Raw genomic sequence first — 18985 nt, 5'->3', positions numbered from 1 at the left:
GGTCACTCGCCCCTGTGTTGTGCCTGCGCGGCCATTCTTTCATGGCGGCGGGCCAGGTGATCAAGGACGCGTGAGGCCGCCACGAAACCGAAAGTCCCGGTAACGAAGCTGGCCGCTCCGAAGCCTGTGCCGCAGTCGAGACGGGTGGGGCCATCACCGGGCTTTTCGTGGGTGGTGCCGCCTTCCAGTGTGGGGTAAGTGAGTTGTTCCTCGGAAAAGATGGCCGGGATATCGAACCGTCGCTTCGGGTTGCGGGAGAAACCGTATTCCCGTCGCAGCTGGTTGCGCACCTTGGCCAGAAGCGGATCCTGGGTGGTGCGGCTGAGGTCGGCCACCCGGATGCGTGTCGGGTCCATCTGGCCGCCCGCGCCTCCGGCGCTGATGATCCATTGCTTGTGGCGGCGGCAATGCGCCAGAAGGGCCGCCTTGTGATGAACACTGTCTATGGCATCCACCATGGCATCGCAGTCAGCCGGCAGCACCTGGTCCAGGTTCCGGAGTGTTACAAACTGCGTTACCGGTGTGACCCGACATTCCGGGTTGATTGCCTGGAGCCGTTCGGTCATGGCCTCAACCTTGGATCGCCCGATGGTGTTCGCCAGGGCATGGATCTGGCGGTTGGTGTTGGTCACACAGATGTCATCCATATCAATCAGGGTCAGGGCACCGACACCGCTACGGGCCAGCGCCTCTGCCGCCCAGGAACCCACACCACCGAGTCCGGCAATGGCGACATGCGCACGAGCCATTGAGCGGGCGGTTGCCTCGCCGTAAAGGCGCTCCATACCCCCGAAGCGCTGGGTAAAAGAATCCGGTGTCATCGTGGCTCCAGAATGATGGGTGCGGGTTTTACGGATTCTATCAGAAAGGAGAAGCTGGATTACGGACTTGTCAGTCCAAATTAAACACCGTAGGATTAGACGGACTAGTCAGTCCAAAAAGTAAAAGGTTGTCTCCGTGAACGATTCGCAACGCCCACCCCGGACGCATAAAACACCGGAGCAACGCCGCAGTGAGGTGCTGCAGGCGGCTGCCGTGGTGTTTTCGGAAGATGGGTTCCGGTGTGCGGAGATGGATCGCATTGCTGAGCGCGCGGGCGCCGGTAAGGGAACGGTCTATCGCTGCTTCCCCAGTAAGGAAGCATTGTTCATGGCAACCGTGGAAAAGGCGCTCGAGGACCTCACCCGATATGTGAACGATGTGGTGGATCCGCTGGAGGATCCGCTGGAGCAGCTCCGCCTCGGGGTTCACCGCTACCTGGCGTTCTTTGAGCAGAACCCGGAGACGGTTGAACTGTTCATCCAGGAGCGTGCGGAGTTCCCTCGAAACGGCAAGCCGCTTTATTTCGTCTATCAGGAAAGCCACAAGGACAAGTGGCGCAAGCGCTTTGAGGTACTGATCGAACAGGGGCGCATGCGGGCAGACATGTCGCCGGGACTGGCGCAGGAAGTTTTCAGCGATCTGCTCTATGGCGCGGTTTTTTCGCAGCGTCTGGCGGGTGACCGTGAGTCCCGTTCACGCAGGGCAGACGAGATTGTCGATCTGCTTTTCAGGGGGATTCTCAGGCCCGACGCCCACGCTGGCTGAGAACAACGCTTTTCATCACACCGATTGTCACTTTTGCGGAGAAAGGAACCATGAATCAGTTGACCCGGACAGACGTCAAAGGGGGCAGCCGAGCCCGTTTTATCGGAGGCGCCGGCATTGCATTGGCATTGGCGCTGGGCCTGACGGCCTGCGGTGGTGACAAGAGTGGCCAGGGGCAGAAGGGGGGCGATATGCCACCCCCGCCGGTGTCGGTCACCAAGGTTCAGGCAGAGGATGTGACCATCCGTGAGGATTACGCCGGACGTGTTCGCGGTGCCCGGGAGGTGACTGTGCGCCCACGTGTTGAGGGCGTTCTGGAAAAGCGCCTGTTTGAGGAAGGCAAGGTGGTCCAGCAGGGCGACAACCTGTTCCGGATTGATCCGGAGCCGTTTGAGGTTGCCCTGCAGGCGGCGAAGGCTGAGCTGCAGTCCGCGCAAGCGGATTTGAACAAGGCACGGCGGGAGTGGAACCGGGTAGCCAGCCTTTATGAAAAGAACGCCGTCAGTGAGCGCAAGCGTGACAGCGCCAAATCGGCCTATGAACTGGCGCAAGCGCAGGTCGCCGTGGCCGAGGCGGAGGTTGAGCGTGCGGAGCTTGAGCTGGGTTATACCGGCGTGGCCGCGCCGGTGACCGGTGTGACGTCCCTGGAAAGCCAGTCCGAGGGGAATCTGGTGGAAAAGGGAACCGAACTGGCGCACATCACGCAGATGGATCCCGTTCACGTCCGGTTCGCGCTTCCAGAGGACGATGCCACCGCACGGCGGCGTGCGCGTGAAGCGAGACAATCCGGCGGCAATGGTGACTATCGCAGCACGGCGAAGCTGATCCTGCCGGACGGCACGGTCTATGATCAGAAGGGCACCATCGATTTCACGGCGAGCACCATTGATCCGGAAACCGGCACAGTGACCGCTCGGGCCGTCTTCCCCAACGGGGAACAGCGCATCGTCCCCGGCCAGTTCGTGCGGATCCGGGTGACGCTTCAGACCCTTGAGGATGTTGTCACTGTTCCCGCCAAGGCCGTCTCCGATGGTCAGAACGGTGGGCTGCAGGTGTTTGTCGTGGATGACGAGAACAAGGCCCATCCGCGCGCCGTTGAAACAGGCCAGGTGGTCGACGGCCGCCGGATCATCAAGGACGGCCTGGAGAAGGGCGACCGGGTCGTGGTTGAAGGCATGGCCGGCATCCGTCAGCCCGGCATGACGGTCAAAGTCGGTAGCCAGAGCGATGGGGAGAGCAACTGATGTTTCGATTCTTCATCGACCGCCCGATCTTTTCGGCGGTCCTGTCCATCATCATCGTGATTGCAGGGGCGGCCTCGCTGCTGGGGCTCCCGGTCAAACAGTATCCGGATGTGGTCCCCCCGGAAGTTGTCGTTGAAGCGAGCTATCCTGGCGCCAGTGCCGAGGTCCTGGCTGACAGCGTGGCGGCCCCGCTGGAGCAGGAAATCAACGGCGTTGACGACATGATCTATATGGAGTCCGGCAGTACCGATGCCGGCAGTGTCCAGATCACTGTCTCCTTTGAGGTGGGCACGGATCCGGACCAGGCGACGATCAACGTCAACAACCGGGTACAGCGGGCCATGTCCAGCCTGCCCCAGGCGGTGCGCGACCAGGGGGTAACGGTGGAGGCGCGTTCCACCTCGATTCTCCAGGTGGTGGCGCTGTCCTCGAAATCCGGCAACACCGATACCATTGAAATCTCCAACTACGCGTTGCTGAACGTCATTGATGAGCTGGTGCGCACGCCGGGCGTTGGCAATGCCTCGCTGTTCGGGGCCAAGGACTATTCCATGCGCGTCTGGCTGCAGCCGGACAAGATGGCGGAATACAATGTGTCGCCGCTGGACGTTGCCAAGGCCCTTCGCTCCCAGAACGCGCAGTTTGCCGCCGGCCGGTTGGGCTCGCAGCCGGCGCCCGTGGACCAGGCGTTTACCTTCAGTGTGTCCACACCGCAGCAGATGAGCGATCCCTCGGAGTTTGAGGACATCATGCTGCGGACCACCAGTGACGGGGCGTCGCTGCGCCTGGGGGATGTGGCCAATGTTGAGCTTGGTGCCCAGAACTACGATTTCTCGGCCAGCTATGACGGGCAGGCGGCGGTGCCGCTGGGCGTTTACCTCCAGCCTGGTGCCAATGCGCTGGAAACCGCCACAAATGTGCGCAACGTTCTCAAGGATCTTGAGAAGCGTTTCCCCGAGGACATCCAGTACGACATTCCCTACGACACGACCACCTTTATCGAGGTGTCCATCCAGGAGGTGTTGATCACCCTGGTGATCGCCCTCGTGCTGGTGTCGCTGGTGACCTTCGTCTTCCTCCAGCACCTGCGTGCGGCGCTGATCCCACTGATGGCCATTCCCGTGGCGCTGATCGGCACCTTCGCGGGCATGACCGTGCTGGGCTTCTCGGTCAACCTGCTGACGCTGTTCGGGCTCATCCTGGCCATCGGCGTGGTGGTGGATAATGCCATCATCGTTATGGAGAACGTGGAGCGCCTGATGCAGGAGCAAGGCATGACCGCCTACGGTGCCTCGGTTGAGACGATGGGGCAGGTTTCCGGAGCGGTGGTGTCGTCCACCCTGGTACTGGTGGCGGTGTTTGCGCCCGTGGGCTTTCTGGGCGGTCTGACCGGTGAGCTCTACCGTCAGTTCGCGGTAACCATCGCTGTCTCCATCGTGATCTCGGGGATTGTGGCGCTGACGCTGACGCCCGCCATGTGCGCCCGTCTTCTGGACGGGGAGCCCAAGGACGTGTCCAAGCCGTTCCAGTGGTTCAACGCCGGCTTTGAAGCGATCACCAATGTCTTTGTGGGCGGCGTCAGGTGGCTCCTGAACCACGCGGTCATCGGTGTCGCGCTCTTCTTCCTGTTCATTGGCGGTACCCTCTGGATGCTCGACCAGCTCCCGTCCGGGCTTGTACCCCAGGAGGACCGGGGCTACGTGCTGATGGCCTCCTACCTGCCGCCGGCCTCGTCCCTGGGCCGCAGTGAGGCGGTGCGCGAGGATCTGGTGAGCCAGGCCCTGAAACTGCCCGAGGTCAAGCATGTGACGGCCTTCGCCGGGTACGACATGCTGGCGGGTGCCATGCGTTCCCATGCCGGCATTGCCTTCGTGACCCTCAAGGACTGGGACAAGCGCCAGGGGCCGGGCCAGTCCGCATCCGCCGTGACCAAGAAACTCATGGGCATGGGCGCCGGCGTGAAAGAGGCCGGTGTCATGTCCTTTGTGCCGCCGCCCATCCAGGGCCTGTCACTCACTGGTGGTGTTGAGGCGTTCATTCAGGACCAGAAGGGCATGAGCACCAAGGAGCTCTACGGCCTGGCGCAGAAGATGGTGAAGGCGGCGAACGAGCATCCGGCGCTGACCAACGCGCGCACGGACCTGGATGTGAGCATTCCGCGCTATAAGGCGGAGGTGGACCGCAAGAAGGCCATGGCGCTGGATGTGCCGGTCAGCGAAGTGTTCTCGGCGATGCAGAGTACCTTTGGCACCTACTACGTCAACGACTTCACCATGCAGGGCCGCAACTGGCAGGTGAACATGCAGGCCGAAGGCGAATTCCGGAGCCGGCCTGAGGACCTGCGGCGCGTCTTCGTGCGCTCCAACAGCGGCCAGATGATCCCGGTCAGTTCCCTGGTGACGCTGACGCGCAAAACCGGGGCCGACATCATCAACCGGTTCAATGTCTACCCTGCTGCCAATATCGCGGCGGATCCGGCTCCCGGCTACACCACGGGGGATGCGATGACTGCACTCCAGGAAGTGGCGGATGAGAACCTGGGAACCAATACGCCCCTGGGCTGGATTGGCCAGGCCTTCCAGCTGCAGGCGGCCGGCCAGGCCGGCACCATCGCATTCGGCCTCGGGCTGGTGATGGTGTTCCTGATCCTGGCGGCCCAGTACGAGCGCCTGACCCTGCCGCTGGCGGTGGCCACGGCCATTCCCTTCGGCGTCTTCGGGGCGGCACTGGCCTCGCTGCTGCGTGGCTTCCCCAATGACATCTACTTCCAGGTCGGACTCTTGGTGCTGATCGGGCTGGCCGCGAAGAACGCCATACTGATCGTCGAGTTTGCTGCCCAGAACCGCAGCGAAGGTCTGTCACCGAAGGATGCTGCGATTGCGGCAGCCCAGCAGCGTTTCCGGGCCATCATGATGACGGCGCTGACCTTCATCATCGGCTCTCTGCCGCTGGTGGTGGCGACCGGCGCTGGCGCCTCCAGTCGCCAGGAAATCGGCACCGTGGTCGTGGGCGGCATGATCGTGGCCAGTACCCTGGCCCTGTTCTTCGTGCCCCTGTTCTATCGGCTGTTCGAGGAGTTCTCGATCTGGCTGTCATCCCGCAAGGGCAACGGCTCGCAGGAGGTCTCCGATGCGTAAAGCACTGCTTGCAACATTGATGTTCCCGGTGGTCCTGGCGGGCTGTGCGGTTGGCCCGGACTATGAAAAGCCCCAGGTTGATCTGCCGGAAGAATGGCCGGATGAGGTGCTGCTCACCGGCGAGGAGCGCGAGGATTGGTCCAACTGGTGGAAGCGGTTTGACGACCCCGTGCTCAACCGGCTGGTGGAGCGGGCGCTGGACGATAACCTGAATATGCAGCTGCAGTACCAGCGGCTGCAGGAAGCCCGCGCCCGGCTGGGGCTGGCGGATGCCGAGCAGATGCCCACCATCGAGGGCCAGGCCGATGCGGCCCGTGCGCTTGAGTCCGGAGCTGCCAGCCCGCTGGGCGGCGGCACCACCAACAATAGGTTCTCGGTAACGGGGTTGCTCAACTATGAGGTTGACCTCTGGGGACGGCTGGAAAGCCAGAGCAATGCGGCTGAGGCGGCCCTGAAGGAGTCGGTGTTCACCCATGACTCGGTGCGCCTCAGCACCATTGCCGACGTCGTCGCCACCTATACCGAGCTGCGGGCGGCCCAGCGCTCCTTGGCGACCACGGAGCGGACCGTGGAAACCCGCGAGGAAACGGTACGGATTGAGCGGGCCCGTTATAAGGGGGGTGACACGGATGAGCTGACCCTGCGCCAGGCGGAGTCGGAACTTGAGGCAACGCGGGCGATGGTGCCCCAGCAGCGCCAGCGCGTGGCCCAGCTCAAGACGGCCCTGGGCGTTCTGGTGGGGATGACACCGCGTGAGCTGACCCAGGAGCTGGACTTTGGCGAGGGCAGCCTCAGCGGGATCACGCTGCCCGATGAAGTCCCGGAAGTGCTGCCCTCGGACCTGCTGGAACGCCGCCCGGACATCCGGGCGGCTGAGGCGGCCATTATTGCCGCGACCGAAGAGGTCGGGGCGGCCCAGGCCCAGCGCCTGCCCAGCTTCAACCTTCGTGGGTCCATCGGCAGCGCCGCCATTGAATCGGGGGATCTGCTCACCAACCCGGCTGAAACCTGGGAGATTGGCGCTTCGGTGCTCGGCCCGATCTTTGACTTCGGCCGTAACAAGGCACGGGTGGACACCGCCCGCAGCCTGCGTGACCAGGCGGAGACCCAGTACCGGGTAACCCTCCAGCAGGCGTTCAGTGAGGTGCGTGATGCCCTGGCTGTGTATGAGGCCACGGATGAACGCGTGAGCCGGCTGAGGGACCAGGTGTCGGCGCTGGAACAGACCCTGGAGCTGGCCAAGCTGCGCTATCAAGAGGGCTTGACCGATTTCCTGACAGTGCAGGATACCCAGCGGGTTCTGCTGGAGGCAGAACTGACCCTGACGAATGCGATCCGGGACCGGCTCAACGCCACGGCGACCCTGTTCAAGGCCATGGGCGGTGGTTGGATCGACCGCGAAAGCCCTTCCCTGGAGAGCGCTTCCGGTTAAAGAGGCATTGGGGCGGCTTTCGACCTGGCCATGCGGCTGCTAGACTCAAATATTAGTATAATCTAATTTTTGAGGAGGCGGCATGCGCCGGGCCCTGATCGTTCTCCTGGTTGGCCTCTGGGCCAGTGTACCGTCGGCGGCGTCTCAATGGACGCAGGTCAAACGTCAGGCACTGACGGAGACACTCCGCCTGGATGGCATGATTGAAGCCGTGCGTGAAAGCACGGTGTCCGCGCAGACGGCGGGGACGGTCGTTGAGCTCCCCTACGACGTGGATGATGCCGTTGACTCCGGCGAACTGATTGTCCGGCTCGAGGATCGTGATGAGCAGGCCCGGGTGGAACAGGCGCGCTCGAGCCTGGCGGAAGCCCGTGCCGATCTGACCGATGCCCGCCAGAACCTGGACCGCGTTAAGCAGCTGCACGAACGGGGGGTGGCCTCCCAACAGGATCTGGATCAGGCGCGGAATCGGTTTGATGCGGCCAAGGCCCGTGTGTCGCGTGCTGAGGGCGCACTTGCCGAGGCGCGTGAGCAGCTGGGCTATACCCGTGTCCAGGCTCCCTACAGTGGTATCGTGACCGAACGCATGGTGGAAGTGGGGGAATCCGTCTCGCCGGGGCAGCCACTGATGCGCGGGCTCTCCCTGGAAGAACTCCGGGTGGTGGTTTCTCTGCCCCAGCAGTATGCGGAGCAGGTGCGTGCCGAGCGCGAGGCGGTTGTCACCCTGGCCAACGGGGCGCGTCTGGAAACCGGCCGGATGACCTTCTACCCCTATGCGGACCAAAACAGCCACAGCTTCCGTCTACGACTGTCCCTTGCGGATCCGGAGGCACGCCTGTTTCCCGGTATGCTGGTGCGTGTGGGCATTCCCGTGGGCCGCCGCGAGGCTCTGTGGGTTCCCGAATCCAGCATCTATCGCCGGGGGGAGCTGCGGGCGGTGTTCGTGCGCGGACCGGATGACGCGCCGCGGCTTCGTCAGGTAAGGCTGGGAAGCCGCCGGGATGGCATGGTGGAGGTTCTGGCCGGTGTGAGCCAGGGTGAAAGCGTGCTCCGCGAGGCCCTGTACTGATGGCACAGAAGGGTGGCCTGGGCCCGTCCGGGCGGATTGCACGGCTTTTCCAGAACAATCGGCTCACGCCGCTGCTGGCCCTGATCGGTCTGCTGCTTGGCATTGTGGCTGTCATCATCACACCCAAGGAAGAAGAGCCGCAGATCGACGTCACCATGGTGGATGTCATGGTGCCGTTTCCCGGTGCCAGTGCCCGTGAGGTCGAAAGCCTGATCGCCACCCCCGGTGAGCAGGTTCTGGATGAGATCCAGGGTGTGGAAAACATCTATTCGGTCTCGCGTCAGGGACGCGCGGTGATCACCGTCCAGTTCGAGGTTGGGTTGCCCCGGCGCGAAGCGCTGGTACGCATCCACAACAAGGTCCAGTCCAACCGCGACTGGTTCCCGGAGAAGCTGGGAGCGGGCGAGCCTGTGGTCAAGCCGAGGAGCATTGACGACGTGCCGGTCATGACCCTGACGCTCTATGATCCCCAGCGCCGCCATGGTGCCGAGGACCTGACCCGTCTTGCCCATACGCTTGAAACCGAGCTCAAGCGCGTACCGGGAACCCGGGATATCGACACGGTTGGCGGTGTTCCGGATCGCATTGACGTGCGGATTGAACCGGCCAGGCTGGCCGGTTATGGCCTCGGCGTCAGCGATCTGCAGCAAGCAATCCGTGCTGCCAATGCAACCGGCCAGGAAACCCGGGTTACGCGTTCCGGTCTCTCCGTCCCCGTCCAGCCGGGACAACCACTCCAGCGGCTTGAGTCCCTGCGCTCGCTCGTGGTTGCCAGGAATAATGAGGCTGCGGTCCACCTGTCGGATGTCGCCTCTGTCAGCCGTGGTGCCACTGTGCCGGATGCCTCGGTGCAGCTGGGATTTGGCCCTGCTGGTGACGGTGATCCGGGGGAACGTTATCCAGCGGTGACACTGGCGGTGGCCAAAAAAGCCGGCGAGAATGCCATTGATGTGACCACCGCCGTTCTGGAGCGGCTGGAACGCCTGCGCGGGCGGGTGGTTCCTGACGCCATTGAGGTCCTGACCACCCGCAATTACGGTCAGACCGCCAGTGACAAGGCGCGCAAGCTCATCTCGGACCTGGTTATGGCCACGGTCTCCGTGATGCTTCTGGTGCTGGCCTTCATGGGCTGGCGCCAGGCCATGGTGGTGGGCGTGTCCGTGCTGCTGACACTGCTGCTGACGCTGGTCTTCTCCTGGGCCTGGGGCTTCACCCTGAACCGGGTATCGCTGTTCGCCTTGATCTTTGCCATCGGGATCCTGGTGGATGACGCCATCGTGGTCGTGGAGAACATCAGCCGGCGTCTCCAGGACTCCGGTCATCCGGCTGGCCGGGTTATCCCGGCAGCTGTGGATGAGGTGGGCACGCCGACCATCATGGCAAGCCTGACCATTATGGCCGCGCTGCTGCCCATGGCCTTCGTAACCGGGCTGATGGGGCCTTACATGAGCCCTATTCCGATCAATGCCTCCGCCGGCATGGTGCTGTCCCAGCTGGTGGTGTTCATCCTCACGCCCTGGCTGGCATTGAGGCTGGTCCGGCGCCGTGGTCCGGGGGCGGGGGACAGTGGCGGCAGGACGGAAACCGTTAACCCCAGCCTTTACCGGCTCTTCAGCCACCTGCTCACGCCCTTCCTGGGAAACCACAGCTGGCGGCGGCACGGACTGGCCTCCGGGGTGATTGCCATGACACTGATCGCCGCGGCCCTGCCTGTGTTCATGCTGGTCATCCTCAAGATGCTGCCTTTCGATGATAAGTCAGAGCTGCAGGTGGTGGTGGATATGCCGGAGGATACCCCCATGGAAACCACCCAGAAGGTGCTGACGGAGATGGGCGGGTACCTGGAGACGCACGAGGCTGTGACCAACTGGCAGGCGTACGCGGGGACCGCGTCCCCGATCAACTTCAATGGCCTGGTCCGCCAGTACTACCTGCGACAGGGCCCCTGGCAGGGGGATCTGCAGATCAACCTGAAAGATGAGCGGCAAAAGGCGTCCCATGACATTGCCCAGGCAATGCGCGGGCCGCTTACCGCGATCGGGGACCGGTACGGCGCGGCCGTGAAGGTGGTGGAGGTGCCGCCGGGCCCACCGGTGCTGTCGCCAGTGGTAGCCGAAGTCTATGGTCCGAGTCCGGAGACGCGTGCCCGGCAAGCGCAGTCACTGGCTGAGCGTATGGAGGGCATCCAGGGGCTGGTGGACGTCGACACCACCGTGGAGGCGCCGGTTGAGCGCTGGCGTGTGGTGGTTGACCGCAAGCGGGCCGCCACTCTGGGCGTTTCCCAGGCCCAGGTGGTGGATGTGCTGTCCGCCACATTGGGTAAGCGCCATCTTGAGTACTTCCATGATCCGAACGCCAAATACGCTGTTCCCATAAGGGTCATTCTGGACGAAGGGGATCGGGCCCAGAAGGCGGCGCTGCTGTCCCTTCAGGTCCGGAGCCGTTCCGGCGAACTGATCCCGCTGGCACAGGTTGCTTCCATCGAGCCCAGTACCTGGCCCGGGGCCATCCAGCACAAGAACCTGATGCCGGTGACCTATGTCACCGCTGATATGGCCGGTGAGGTGGATTCACCGCTGTATGGCATGTTCCGAATGGCTGGTGATCTGGAGGCACTGCCCCAGTACTACATCCAGCAGCCGGAGTGGCCCGATAGTGCCGCGATCAAGTGGGATGGGGAATGGCAGATCACCTACGAAACCTTCCGCGATATGGGGCTGGCGTACGCGGTCGGGATCATCGCCATCTTCCTGTTGCTGGTCGCGCAGTTCGGCTCCTACGGGTTGCCGTTGATTGTGATGATGCCGATCCCGCTGACACTCATCGGGATCATGCCGGGCCATGCCCTGTTGGGTAAGGAGTTCACCGCCACCAGTATGATCGGCATGATTGCGCTGGCTGGCATTATTGTGCGCAACTCCATCCTGCTTGTGGTGTTCATCCGGGACCTGCTGCAGGCGGGGAAACCGCTTGAGGAAGCCGTGGTGCTGGCCAGTGCCGTCCGCATCAAGCCCATAGCGCTCACCGCGGTCTCGGCCATGCTGGGGGCGTTCTTCATCCTGACGGACCCCATCTTCAACGGATTGGCGATTTCGCTGATCTTTGGCCTAGCCCTGTCCACCGTGCTCACGGTGGTCGTGGTACCGCTGGCGTATTATGTGTTCATCGGTCACCGTGAGGCGGGCTGATTGCCTCCGTGATGCGCTGGAACAGGTCGGCCTGGAAGGGCCGGCTTAATGGGTAGAAGTGGCCGGAATGGGGGAGTAGGGTCAGCTCAGCGTTCGGCAACGTGGCGGCAAGGTGGTGGGCATAGGCCGGGGGCAGCAGCTGGTCTTCCGCGCCCTGGTAGATCAGGGTCCGTGTGGCGACATCGCCCAGCCGGAACCCCCAATCGCCCATTTCCGTAAGCAGGTCGGTGGCGATGGCGCGGGGGCCTGAGTTCAGGCAGGCCAGCTGGTCTGCGCGGAAGCGCCGGACCTGGCCTGGATCCCCCAGTATGGCGTGATCCGCGTCGCTGAACAGGCTGCGCGCCCGTGCCATGAAGAAGTCAGGCCGGCGCTGGGCAATGCGGGTGATGAGGGTGACCAGTCCCCGGAACAGTGCCGTACTGATGGCAGCAATGACAGGGCCGGGCCAGAGGGTGCTCAGCAGCAGGCGGCGCGCACCGGCCATTTCCTCAAAATGGGTGTAGCTGGAAAGCAGCACGGCAAGCCTGACGCGCCCGGGGTGTTCATGGGCGGCCGCCAGGGTCCGTGAGCCGCCACTGGACCAGCCCATGTGGATGCAGTCACCAATCCCGAGGTGGTCCAGGAACAGTCTCAGGTCATCGGGATAGTCCAGAAGCGTCCTCTCCGGCTGGTAGCTGGAATTGCGGATCCCGGGGCGGTCCAGTGCGAGAACCCGGTAACCGGCTATCAGGGCCTGTTCATGGAAAAACAGGGCTTCCAGGGCCGAACCCGGCATGCCGTGGGCGTAGACCACGGGCACGCCCTCACGGGCACCGGCTTCGATACCGACAAGCTGCCGGTCATCCGGGGTCTGAAGGGTGTGGATTCGCGTCGGAGCGTCCGTCTCGGTGGTCACGCCCGGGCCTCCCTCGGTTCCCTTCGCCAAGCGTGGTTGAGCCATAACGACAGCGCAATCAGGCCGCCGCCCAGGGCCAGGCCCAGAAGGTCCGCATCACGGTTCCAGATCAACAGGTTGACCAGCAGGCCGGCGGGTACCAGGGCGTTGTTCATGACGGCCAGGGTGCCGGCATCCACCTTGCGCGCTCCCTGGTTCCACAGGAAAAGCCCGGCTCCCGAGGCGGCAAAGCCCAGCCAGCCCAGGACCAGCCATTGCCAGGGCGTGGCCGGGAGCATGGAGCGGTCGCCAAAAATCAGGAAAGAGGGCAGCGCCACCAGGAGCGCGCCCAGGAAGAAATAGCCGAACAGGCGCCAGGCTGGGGCCTGGGGGGAGTAGCGTTCATACAGGCGCCGGTAGCCCACCTGCCCGGCGGCGAAGGTGAGGTTGGCGCCCTGAAGTATCAGAAAGCCCACAATGTAGGAGCCACTGAGCCCATCGTAACGGATGATGCCCGCCCCGAGTGTTGCCAGAGCGGCGGCCAGAAGGGCCACCGGCGCGAAGCGGCGGTGGAGGGCATCGTCCAGCAGCGTGATGTAGATCGGTGTGAAGACGGTAAAAAGAAGGACCTCGGGCACGGTGAGAAACGCGAACGAGCGGTACAGCAGCAGGTAGGTGACGCCGAACTGGCTGGCGCCGATCAGCGTCAGCCGCAACTGGAAGCCGACCGGCACATCCCGCCAGCGCAGCAACGGCAGAAAGACCAGGGCGCCACAGAGAACCCGGGTGAGTACGGCGAAGTCGTTGTCGACATTCCCGGCGAGATAGACCCCGATGAGGCTGAATGAAAAGGCCCAGAGGAGGGTGACAAGGGAAAGAATCAGCATGCGTTGCTCCTAGACAGCCTGGCCCGCGGCAACGCCGGAGGCCCAGGCCCATTGGAAATTGTGGCCGCCAAGATGACCGGTCACGTCCACGACCTCGCCGATGAAGAACAGGCCGGGCTGATCATGAACCTCCATGGTTTTCGAGGACAGTTCCCGGGTATCAACGCCACCGAGCGTGACTTCCGCGGTCCGGTACCCCTCGGTTCCCGCTGGTGTCAGGCGCCAGCCGTTCAGGGTTTCCGATGCGGCGCTCAATTCGGCCTTGCTGAAGTGCTGAAGGGGTTCCTCCCAGCCCTGAAGCGTTGCAAAGGCCTGGGCGAACCGCCGGGGCAACGCTTCACCCAGCGCCCGCGCGGGGTAGCGGTTGGGATGGTCCTGGCGTTGGTCAGCCAGCCACTGGGCCGCATCCTGCTCCGGCAGCAGGTCGATGGCGAGCGCGTCTCCGGGCTCCCAGAAGCTGGAGATCTGCAGCATGGCGGGGCCGCTCAGCCCCTTGTGGGTGACAAGCATGGGCTCCTGAAAGCGCTCACCGTTGCATGAGACCGCCACCGGACAGCTGATGCCCGCCAGGGGGGCCAATTGCTCCTTCAGTCCGGGGTCCAGGGTGAAGGGCACCAGTCCCGCCCGTGTCGGTATGAGGTTGAGCCCGAACTGGCGGGCCAGGTCATACCCCAGCCCCGTTGCGCCCATGGTGGGGATGGACAACCCGCCACAGGCCACCACGAGGCTCTCGCAGTTGTAGTCGCCGCAAGGGGTGCTCACGCTGTAGCCGCCCGGGTTCGTCGAGACGCTGTCCACGCTCGTGCGGGTCATGACCTCAACCCCCGCCCAGTCGGCTTCGGTCATCAACAGATCCACGATTTCCCGGCTGGAATCCCGGCAGAACAGCTGGCCCGCGGCCTTTTCCTCGTGCTCAATGCCGTGGCGCTCCACCAGCTCCAGAAAGTGTTCCGGCGTGTAGCGTTTCAGCGCGGAGATGCAGAAACCGGGGTTGTCGGAGAGGAAGTTCGCCGGGGTGCTGTTGAGGTTGGTGAAATTGCATCGCCCGCCCCCGGACATGAGGATCTTGCGCCCGGGTCGGCGGGCGTGCTCGATCACCAGCACCCGGCGGCCGCGGTAGCCGGCCGTGGCGGCGCACATGAGCCCGGCGGCGCCGGCGCCGATGATGATGACATCGTAGGAGGTGGGCATGATGATCCGGCTGGCCTGTCTGCTGGGTCTGTGGAGGCCGTATTCTAAGGCCGGACAACCCCGGATAACCAGTGGCCTGTCTGGTGATGATCGAGCCTCGAGCTGCGTCTCGTGGTGTGGAACGCCGGATCTTGCTGTCATCAGAATGCCATGCAAGCGTCACGCCTTTGTCATGTGCCCTGGCTAGCCTGTGCCTGGATCAGGGCGTCTCGTGAGCGAGTCCGCCGATAACCAGTCATAGAGGATGGATGAAGGAGCAATCATGGGTCAGCATGACGTTGAGGACAGTAATCCGAGTAACAATGAGACACTGGGTGCCGTCACGCAGTCGCGTTTTTCCCGTCGCAGCATGCTGAGAGGCAGTGCGTCCATGGCAGCGGTGGGGACACTGGCCTCCATGGGCCTGGCTGGTTGCTGGGATGATGACAGTTCGGCAGCGGAGCAACCGGGCAAAGAGCCGGGGCAACCTCCGGCGGCGGCCAGCAGTCTCAATTTTGAGCCGGTCGGGCGTTCCATGGCGGATCGTGTGGTAGTGCCCGCCGGCTACAGCGCCGCAGTGCTCTACGCCACCGGCGATGCCCTGTTTCCCGGCGTAGCGGCGTATCGCAACGACGGCACCAACACGGACTTTGACAAGCGCTCTGGCGACCAGCATGACGGCATGAGTGCCTTTGGTGTCAGTGATGCGGGTAATCATGATCCGGAACGCTCGGACCGCATGATCCTGTGGCTGAACCACGAAAACATTGTTGCGGACCTGCTTCACGACAATGGCAGTACCGGGGCCGGGGAGAATGGCGGCAGCCGGCCGAAAACGGAGGTGGACCGGGAAATGAACGCCCATGGCGTCTCGTGCCTGGAGGTCCAGCGCCGCAATGGCCAGTGGTCGGTGAACCAGGATTCGATCTTCAACCGTCGTCTCACCGCGTTTACCGAGATGGAGATGGAAGGGCCGGTGGCGGGCCATGAACGCACCCGGACCAAAGCTTCGCCGGATGGCAAGCGCCGCTTCGGCACCCTGAATAACTGCGCTACGGGCAAGACGCCCTGGGGCACGGCGGTAACGTGTGAGGAAAACTGGTACGCCTATTTCGCGCGGGGCAATGATGAAAGCGTGCGAACCGCATCCGACAACGCCCTGTTGGCCCGCTACGGGATCCGCAATGACTCATCAGGCTGGTCGTACCGGGAATGGGACACCGTTGAAGGCGGGGGGGACCTCTACAAGCGGTTTGATATCAGCGCCAATGGCAACAGCCCGCTGGACGATTTCCGCAATGAGCCAAACCTGTTCGGCTATGTCATTGAGGCGGATCCATTCCGCCCCGGCCAACCACCGCGTGCGCGCACGGCATTGGGACGTTTCTCCCATGAAACCGCCTCTTTCGCACCCGCCGAGGCGGGCAAGCCGATTGTGGTCTACTCCGGTGACGACGCCCGTGGTGAGTACATCTATAAGTTCGTCAGTGACGAGCCCTGGGATCCCGCGGATGCCGGTCGTGGATTGGCGGCTGGCGACAAGTACCTGAACAAGGGCACGCTCTACGCCGCCCGCTTCAAGGAGGACGGCACGGGCGAATGGTTGGCGCTGACACCGGCGAATGTGCAGGCCAATGGGGGCAGCGCCTCCGAGTTCGGTACCCAGGCGGACGTGCTGCTGCGGACCCGGCTGGCAGCGGATGCCGTGGGCGCCACCCGTATGGACCGTCCGGAATGGGGCACCATTCATCCCCGGACCGGAGAGGTGTATTTCACCCTGACCAACAATGAAATCAATGACCAGGGCCTGGAAAACGTAACCCAGGTGGATCCCGCCAACCCACGTTTCTACCGCGACCCGGGCTCGCCCGACAAGGACGAGGGCAACCCCAGTGGTCATATCATCCGCTGGAGTGAGCTGGGAACCCGGGGAGGCGACCGGTTCGAGTGGGACATCTTCCTGTTCGGTTCCGATGAAACGCTGAATACGGATAACATCAATCTTTCGCAGCTGTCGTCGGAGAGTGAGTTCTCGAGCCCGGATGGCATGCTGATCGATCCAAGGGGGATCGCCTGGATCCAGACGGACGACAGCGCGCTTTCCGAGAAAACCAACGACCAGATGCTGGCGGCCATTCCCGGTCGGGTTGGCGATGGCGAAGCGCGCCAGGTGACTTCAACACAGGATGGCTTCCAGCCTCAGACCGTGACCACCTATGTGGGCAAGTCCGCCGAGGAGGTGCAACTGAAGCGCTTCCTCGTGGGCCCGGAGGGCTGTGAGATTACCGGGGTTGTGATCACGCCTGATGCCCGTTCGTTGTTCATCAACGTGCAGCACCCAAGCGGCAGCTGGCCGAATGCCAGTCTGGATGCCACGGATACGGGCGATGGCTCCAGTCGGCCCCGGTCGGCCACCGTTGTTATTACCCGTGATGATGGTGGGGAAATCGCTATCTGATCCGGAGTCCGCTGCCGCGGCTTTCCCCAGTATTGGAATGCGTATTCCCATTCGCTGGGGGTGTTGAGGTTGGTAAACTATCAAGTCACTCCCGCCTGCGAGCACTCAGGGCGGGGGGATGATGGTCCGGGCTGACCTGGTAGGTGGTGCATGAAGCACGTCCGAAGGGGCCCGGGAACCCGACGCAACCAGCGGACATGAAGGCGATGATCGGACCCGGTACCCAGTCCATCCCAGAAGGGAAGATGAAACTGCTCCAGGCGTCATTGCGCCTGGTGACCAGCAGCCGGAGCATCAGTTCGCTGGGGATCCGGGAGCTGGCCCGTGAGGCGGGTCTCAACCCCAATACCTTCTACCGCCACTTCTCGGACCTGGATGATTTCGGCCTTTTCGTGCTGGAGTGCATTGCCTCCGAGGTCAAGCGCCAGGTCCGGCGTTTGCGCACGGCAGCGGCCACATCAGACCAGGCCGCCCATGATTCGGTGTATTTCGTCTATGAATACTTCCGCACCAATCCCGCGGTGGTTATGGTCGCGGTTCGTGAACTCCATGGCCCGTCCCTGGTGCTGAGGCAGGCGCTGGCACGGCAGCTGGAAGAGGCGGCAAGCGAAATGGCGGATGACGTCACCGAGCGGGAACTGGTACCGCAGGTCAGCCGCACCACGGTTCTGGACATTGCCCGGACCGTGGTCCGGTTCATGTTGTTCCGGGGCATGGACTACATTGAGCATCCGGAGCAGCAGAAAGCCATCCAGCAGGAAACGGAACGTTTCCTGCGTCGCCAGTTCATGGGCGCCATGGCTGAAATCCTGGTTCCGGGCCTGGATGCCAGGCTTAAAGGGGACTGACAGGCTTCACGCTGGCCAAGCTTGGTGTTTACTGGCCATAACCGACGAAATCCGCCAGGTAGTCGATGCTGGCGTCGTCCTGGCGATAGACCAGGTAAAGGGTCTTGTGGACGCCTTCCTCGCCAAGGCGGCGCGTGGTGATGGGGTGGCTGTCGCGATAGCGCTCGGCCAGCCAGTCCGGAAGGGTGCAGACGCCGCGATTGGCCGCCACGAGCTGGAGCATGATCTCCATGGCTTCCACTTCCTGTTGGTGGGCCGGCTCAAGGCCGGCGGGCGAGAGGAAGTGGGTGAAGACGTCCAGCCGCTCCCGGGCCACCGGAAAGTGGATCAGCCGGGCTTGGCTCAGGCGTTCGGGGGTAACGGTGCCGCCTTTGGCGAGCGGGTTCTGCGAGGCGGCCACGAGCATCAGCTCATAATCGAAAACCGGTGTATGGCAGAGTTCATGGCTGAAAACCGGGTCACTGGTAATCAGCACATCGATCCGGTGCTGGGTCAGTGCTTCCAGGCCGTTGAAGCGGAATTTCTGGATCACATCCAGGTCCACATCGGGCCACCGCTGGAGATAGGGCTGGACAACGGTGAGCAGCCACTCGTAGCAGGGATGGCATTCCATGCCAATGCGCAGCCGGCCACGCCGGCCCTCTCCGAAGGCGCGCAGCGTGGCGTCCGCCTCCTGCAGGCGTGGCAGCAGCTGCTGGCCCAGTTCCAGCAGGTACTGGCCCGCCTGGGTCAGCTGCAGGCGCCGCCCCTGTTTGGCCCAAAGGCGCGAACCGCTTTGCTCCTCCAGTTTGTGCATGGCGTGGGAGAGAGCTGATTGGGTCAGGCAGAGGTGGTTGGCGGCTTCGCCAAGCGTGCCTTTTTCGTTCAGGGCCAGGAGAATTTCCAGATGGTGACGCTGAATCATGAACGAAACTCACAGATCAAATAGTAATAATCATTTTCCATCATGGATTGCTGTGGGTAAAGTGTGATCAGCATCTTGGTGCAGGGTCAGGGAAGAGCGGGTTTGCCCGTGCACTGTGGTGCGGCCGGTTACCGGCCAGGCTCCTCGGCTGGCCGGAAGCCCCTTCCAGGGGCAGGCGTCCGCCTGC

Annotated in this window: 13 protein-coding genes; 8 read left to right on the top strand and 5 right to left on the bottom strand. The window is 63.2% G+C overall.

The window, feature by feature from the left end; genetic code table 11:
- Positions 1–2: 2 nt before the first annotated feature.
- On the bottom strand, positions 3–821 hold the full coding sequence (gene tcdA, locus AC1RQI_RS08065; RefSeq protein ID WP_481904337.1) for a tRNA cyclic N6-threonylcarbamoyladenosine(37) synthase TcdA: 819 nt from the start codon (positions 819–821) through the stop codon (positions 3–5).
- Between the two features lie 136 nt (positions 822–957).
- On the opposite strand from tcdA, the gene AC1RQI_RS08060 reads away from it, so the two are divergent.
- From AC1RQI_RS08060 to AC1RQI_RS08035, 6 genes are all read left to right on the top strand, one after another.
- Positions 958–1587: a TetR/AcrR family transcriptional regulator gene (locus tag AC1RQI_RS08060; protein ID WP_481904336.1), complete on the top strand. Its 630-nt coding sequence runs from the start codon at positions 958–960 to the stop codon at positions 1585–1587.
- A gap of 50 nt (positions 1588–1637) precedes the next feature.
- Positions 1638–2831, top strand: coding sequence for an efflux RND transporter periplasmic adaptor subunit (locus AC1RQI_RS08055; protein ID WP_481904335.1), 1194 nt, complete (start codon positions 1638–1640; stop codon positions 2829–2831).
- A complete protein-coding gene (locus AC1RQI_RS08050) occupies positions 2831–5968 on the top strand; it encodes an efflux RND transporter permease subunit (RefSeq protein ID WP_481904334.1) in 3138 nt (1045 codons plus the stop codon). Before AC1RQI_RS08055 ends, AC1RQI_RS08050 begins: the two co-directional genes overlap by 1 nt.
- The gene (locus tag AC1RQI_RS08045; RefSeq protein WP_481904333.1) at positions 5961–7400 is read left to right on the top strand and encodes an efflux transporter outer membrane subunit; all 1440 of its coding nucleotides are present in this window, start codon (positions 5961–5963) and stop codon (positions 7398–7400) included. Before AC1RQI_RS08050 ends, AC1RQI_RS08045 begins: the two co-directional genes overlap by 8 nt.
- Positions 7401–7482: 82 nt before the next feature.
- Entirely contained in the window at positions 7483–8469 is a 987-nt protein-coding gene (locus AC1RQI_RS08040) for an efflux RND transporter periplasmic adaptor subunit (protein WP_481904332.1), read from the top strand.
- Positions 8469–11657 (top strand): efflux RND transporter permease subunit, encoded by a 3189-nt coding sequence (locus AC1RQI_RS08035; RefSeq protein ID WP_481904331.1) that lies wholly within the window; start codon positions 8469–8471, stop codon positions 11655–11657. The genes AC1RQI_RS08040 and AC1RQI_RS08035 overlap by 1 nt, the downstream gene beginning before the upstream one ends.
- Here the strand turns inward: AC1RQI_RS08035 and AC1RQI_RS08030 are convergent.
- The 3 genes from AC1RQI_RS08030 to AC1RQI_RS08020 are packed head-to-tail and all read right to left on the bottom strand — an operon-like array spanning position 11632 to position 14609.
- On the bottom strand, positions 11632–12552 hold the full coding sequence (locus AC1RQI_RS08030; RefSeq protein WP_481904330.1) for an alpha/beta fold hydrolase: 921 nt from the start codon (positions 12550–12552) through the stop codon (positions 11632–11634). The genes AC1RQI_RS08035 and AC1RQI_RS08030 overlap by 26 nt on opposite strands.
- Complete coding sequence (locus tag AC1RQI_RS08025; RefSeq protein ID WP_481904329.1) at positions 12549–13418, bottom strand: EamA family transporter; 870 nt, start codon at positions 13416–13418, stop codon at positions 12549–12551. Before AC1RQI_RS08025 ends, AC1RQI_RS08030 begins: the two co-directional genes overlap by 4 nt.
- Positions 13419–13427: 9 nt before the next feature.
- Positions 13428–14609 (bottom strand): BaiN/RdsA family NAD(P)/FAD-dependent oxidoreductase, encoded by a 1182-nt coding sequence (locus AC1RQI_RS08020; protein WP_481904328.1) that lies wholly within the window; start codon positions 14607–14609, stop codon positions 13428–13430.
- A 262-nt stretch (positions 14610–14871) separates the two neighbouring features.
- Between AC1RQI_RS08020 and AC1RQI_RS08015 the strand changes: the two genes are divergently transcribed.
- Positions 14872–17046: a PhoX family protein gene (locus tag AC1RQI_RS08015; RefSeq protein WP_481904327.1), complete on the top strand. Its 2175-nt coding sequence runs from the start codon at positions 14872–14874 to the stop codon at positions 17044–17046.
- A 245-nt stretch (positions 17047–17291) separates the two neighbouring features.
- Positions 17292–17894 carry a TetR family transcriptional regulator gene (locus tag AC1RQI_RS08010; RefSeq protein WP_416632512.1) on the top strand — a complete coding sequence of 201 codons (603 nt, stop codon included), beginning with the start codon at positions 17292–17294 and terminating at the stop codon, positions 17892–17894.
- Between the two features lie 28 nt (positions 17895–17922).
- Here AC1RQI_RS08010 and AC1RQI_RS08005 read toward each other — a convergent pair whose 3' ends face one another.
- Positions 17923–18798, bottom strand: coding sequence for a LysR family transcriptional regulator (locus AC1RQI_RS08005; protein WP_416632511.1), 876 nt, complete (start codon positions 18796–18798; stop codon positions 17923–17925).
- Between the last annotated feature and the right edge of the window lie 187 nt (positions 18799–18985).

Source organism: Salicola sp. AFF1 (assembly GCF_056783195.1).
This window is presented reverse-complemented; position numbering and strand designations above follow the sequence as displayed.

Coding starts and splice junctions, on each gene's coding strand:
- AC1RQI_RS08035 (WP_481904331.1), top strand. CDS start 8,469: ATGGCACAGAAGGGTGGCCTGGGCCCGTCCGGGCGGATTGCACGGCTT.
- AC1RQI_RS08045 (WP_481904333.1), top strand. CDS start 5,961: ATGCGTAAAGCACTGCTTGCAACATTGATGTTCCCGGTGGTCCTGGCG.
- AC1RQI_RS08020 (WP_481904328.1), bottom strand. CDS start 14,609: ATGCCCACCTCCTACGATGTCATCATCATCGGCGCCGGCGCCGCCGGG.
- AC1RQI_RS08040 (WP_481904332.1), top strand. CDS start 7,483: ATGCGCCGGGCCCTGATCGTTCTCCTGGTTGGCCTCTGGGCCAGTGTA.
- tcdA (WP_481904337.1), bottom strand. CDS start 821: ATGACACCGGATTCTTTTACCCAGCGCTTCGGGGGTATGGAGCGCCTT.
- AC1RQI_RS08055 (WP_481904335.1), top strand. CDS start 1,638: ATGAATCAGTTGACCCGGACAGACGTCAAAGGGGGCAGCCGAGCCCGT.
- AC1RQI_RS08010 (WP_416632512.1), top strand. CDS start 17,292: ATGAAACTGCTCCAGGCGTCATTGCGCCTGGTGACCAGCAGCCGGAGC.
- AC1RQI_RS08015 (WP_481904327.1), top strand. CDS start 14,872: ATGGGTCAGCATGACGTTGAGGACAGTAATCCGAGTAACAATGAGACA.
- AC1RQI_RS08005 (WP_416632511.1), bottom strand. CDS start 18,798: ATGATTCAGCGTCACCATCTGGAAATTCTCCTGGCCCTGAACGAAAAA.
- AC1RQI_RS08050 (WP_481904334.1), top strand. CDS start 2,831: ATGTTTCGATTCTTCATCGACCGCCCGATCTTTTCGGCGGTCCTGTCC.
- AC1RQI_RS08025 (WP_481904329.1), bottom strand. CDS start 13,418: ATGCTGATTCTTTCCCTTGTCACCCTCCTCTGGGCCTTTTCATTCAGC.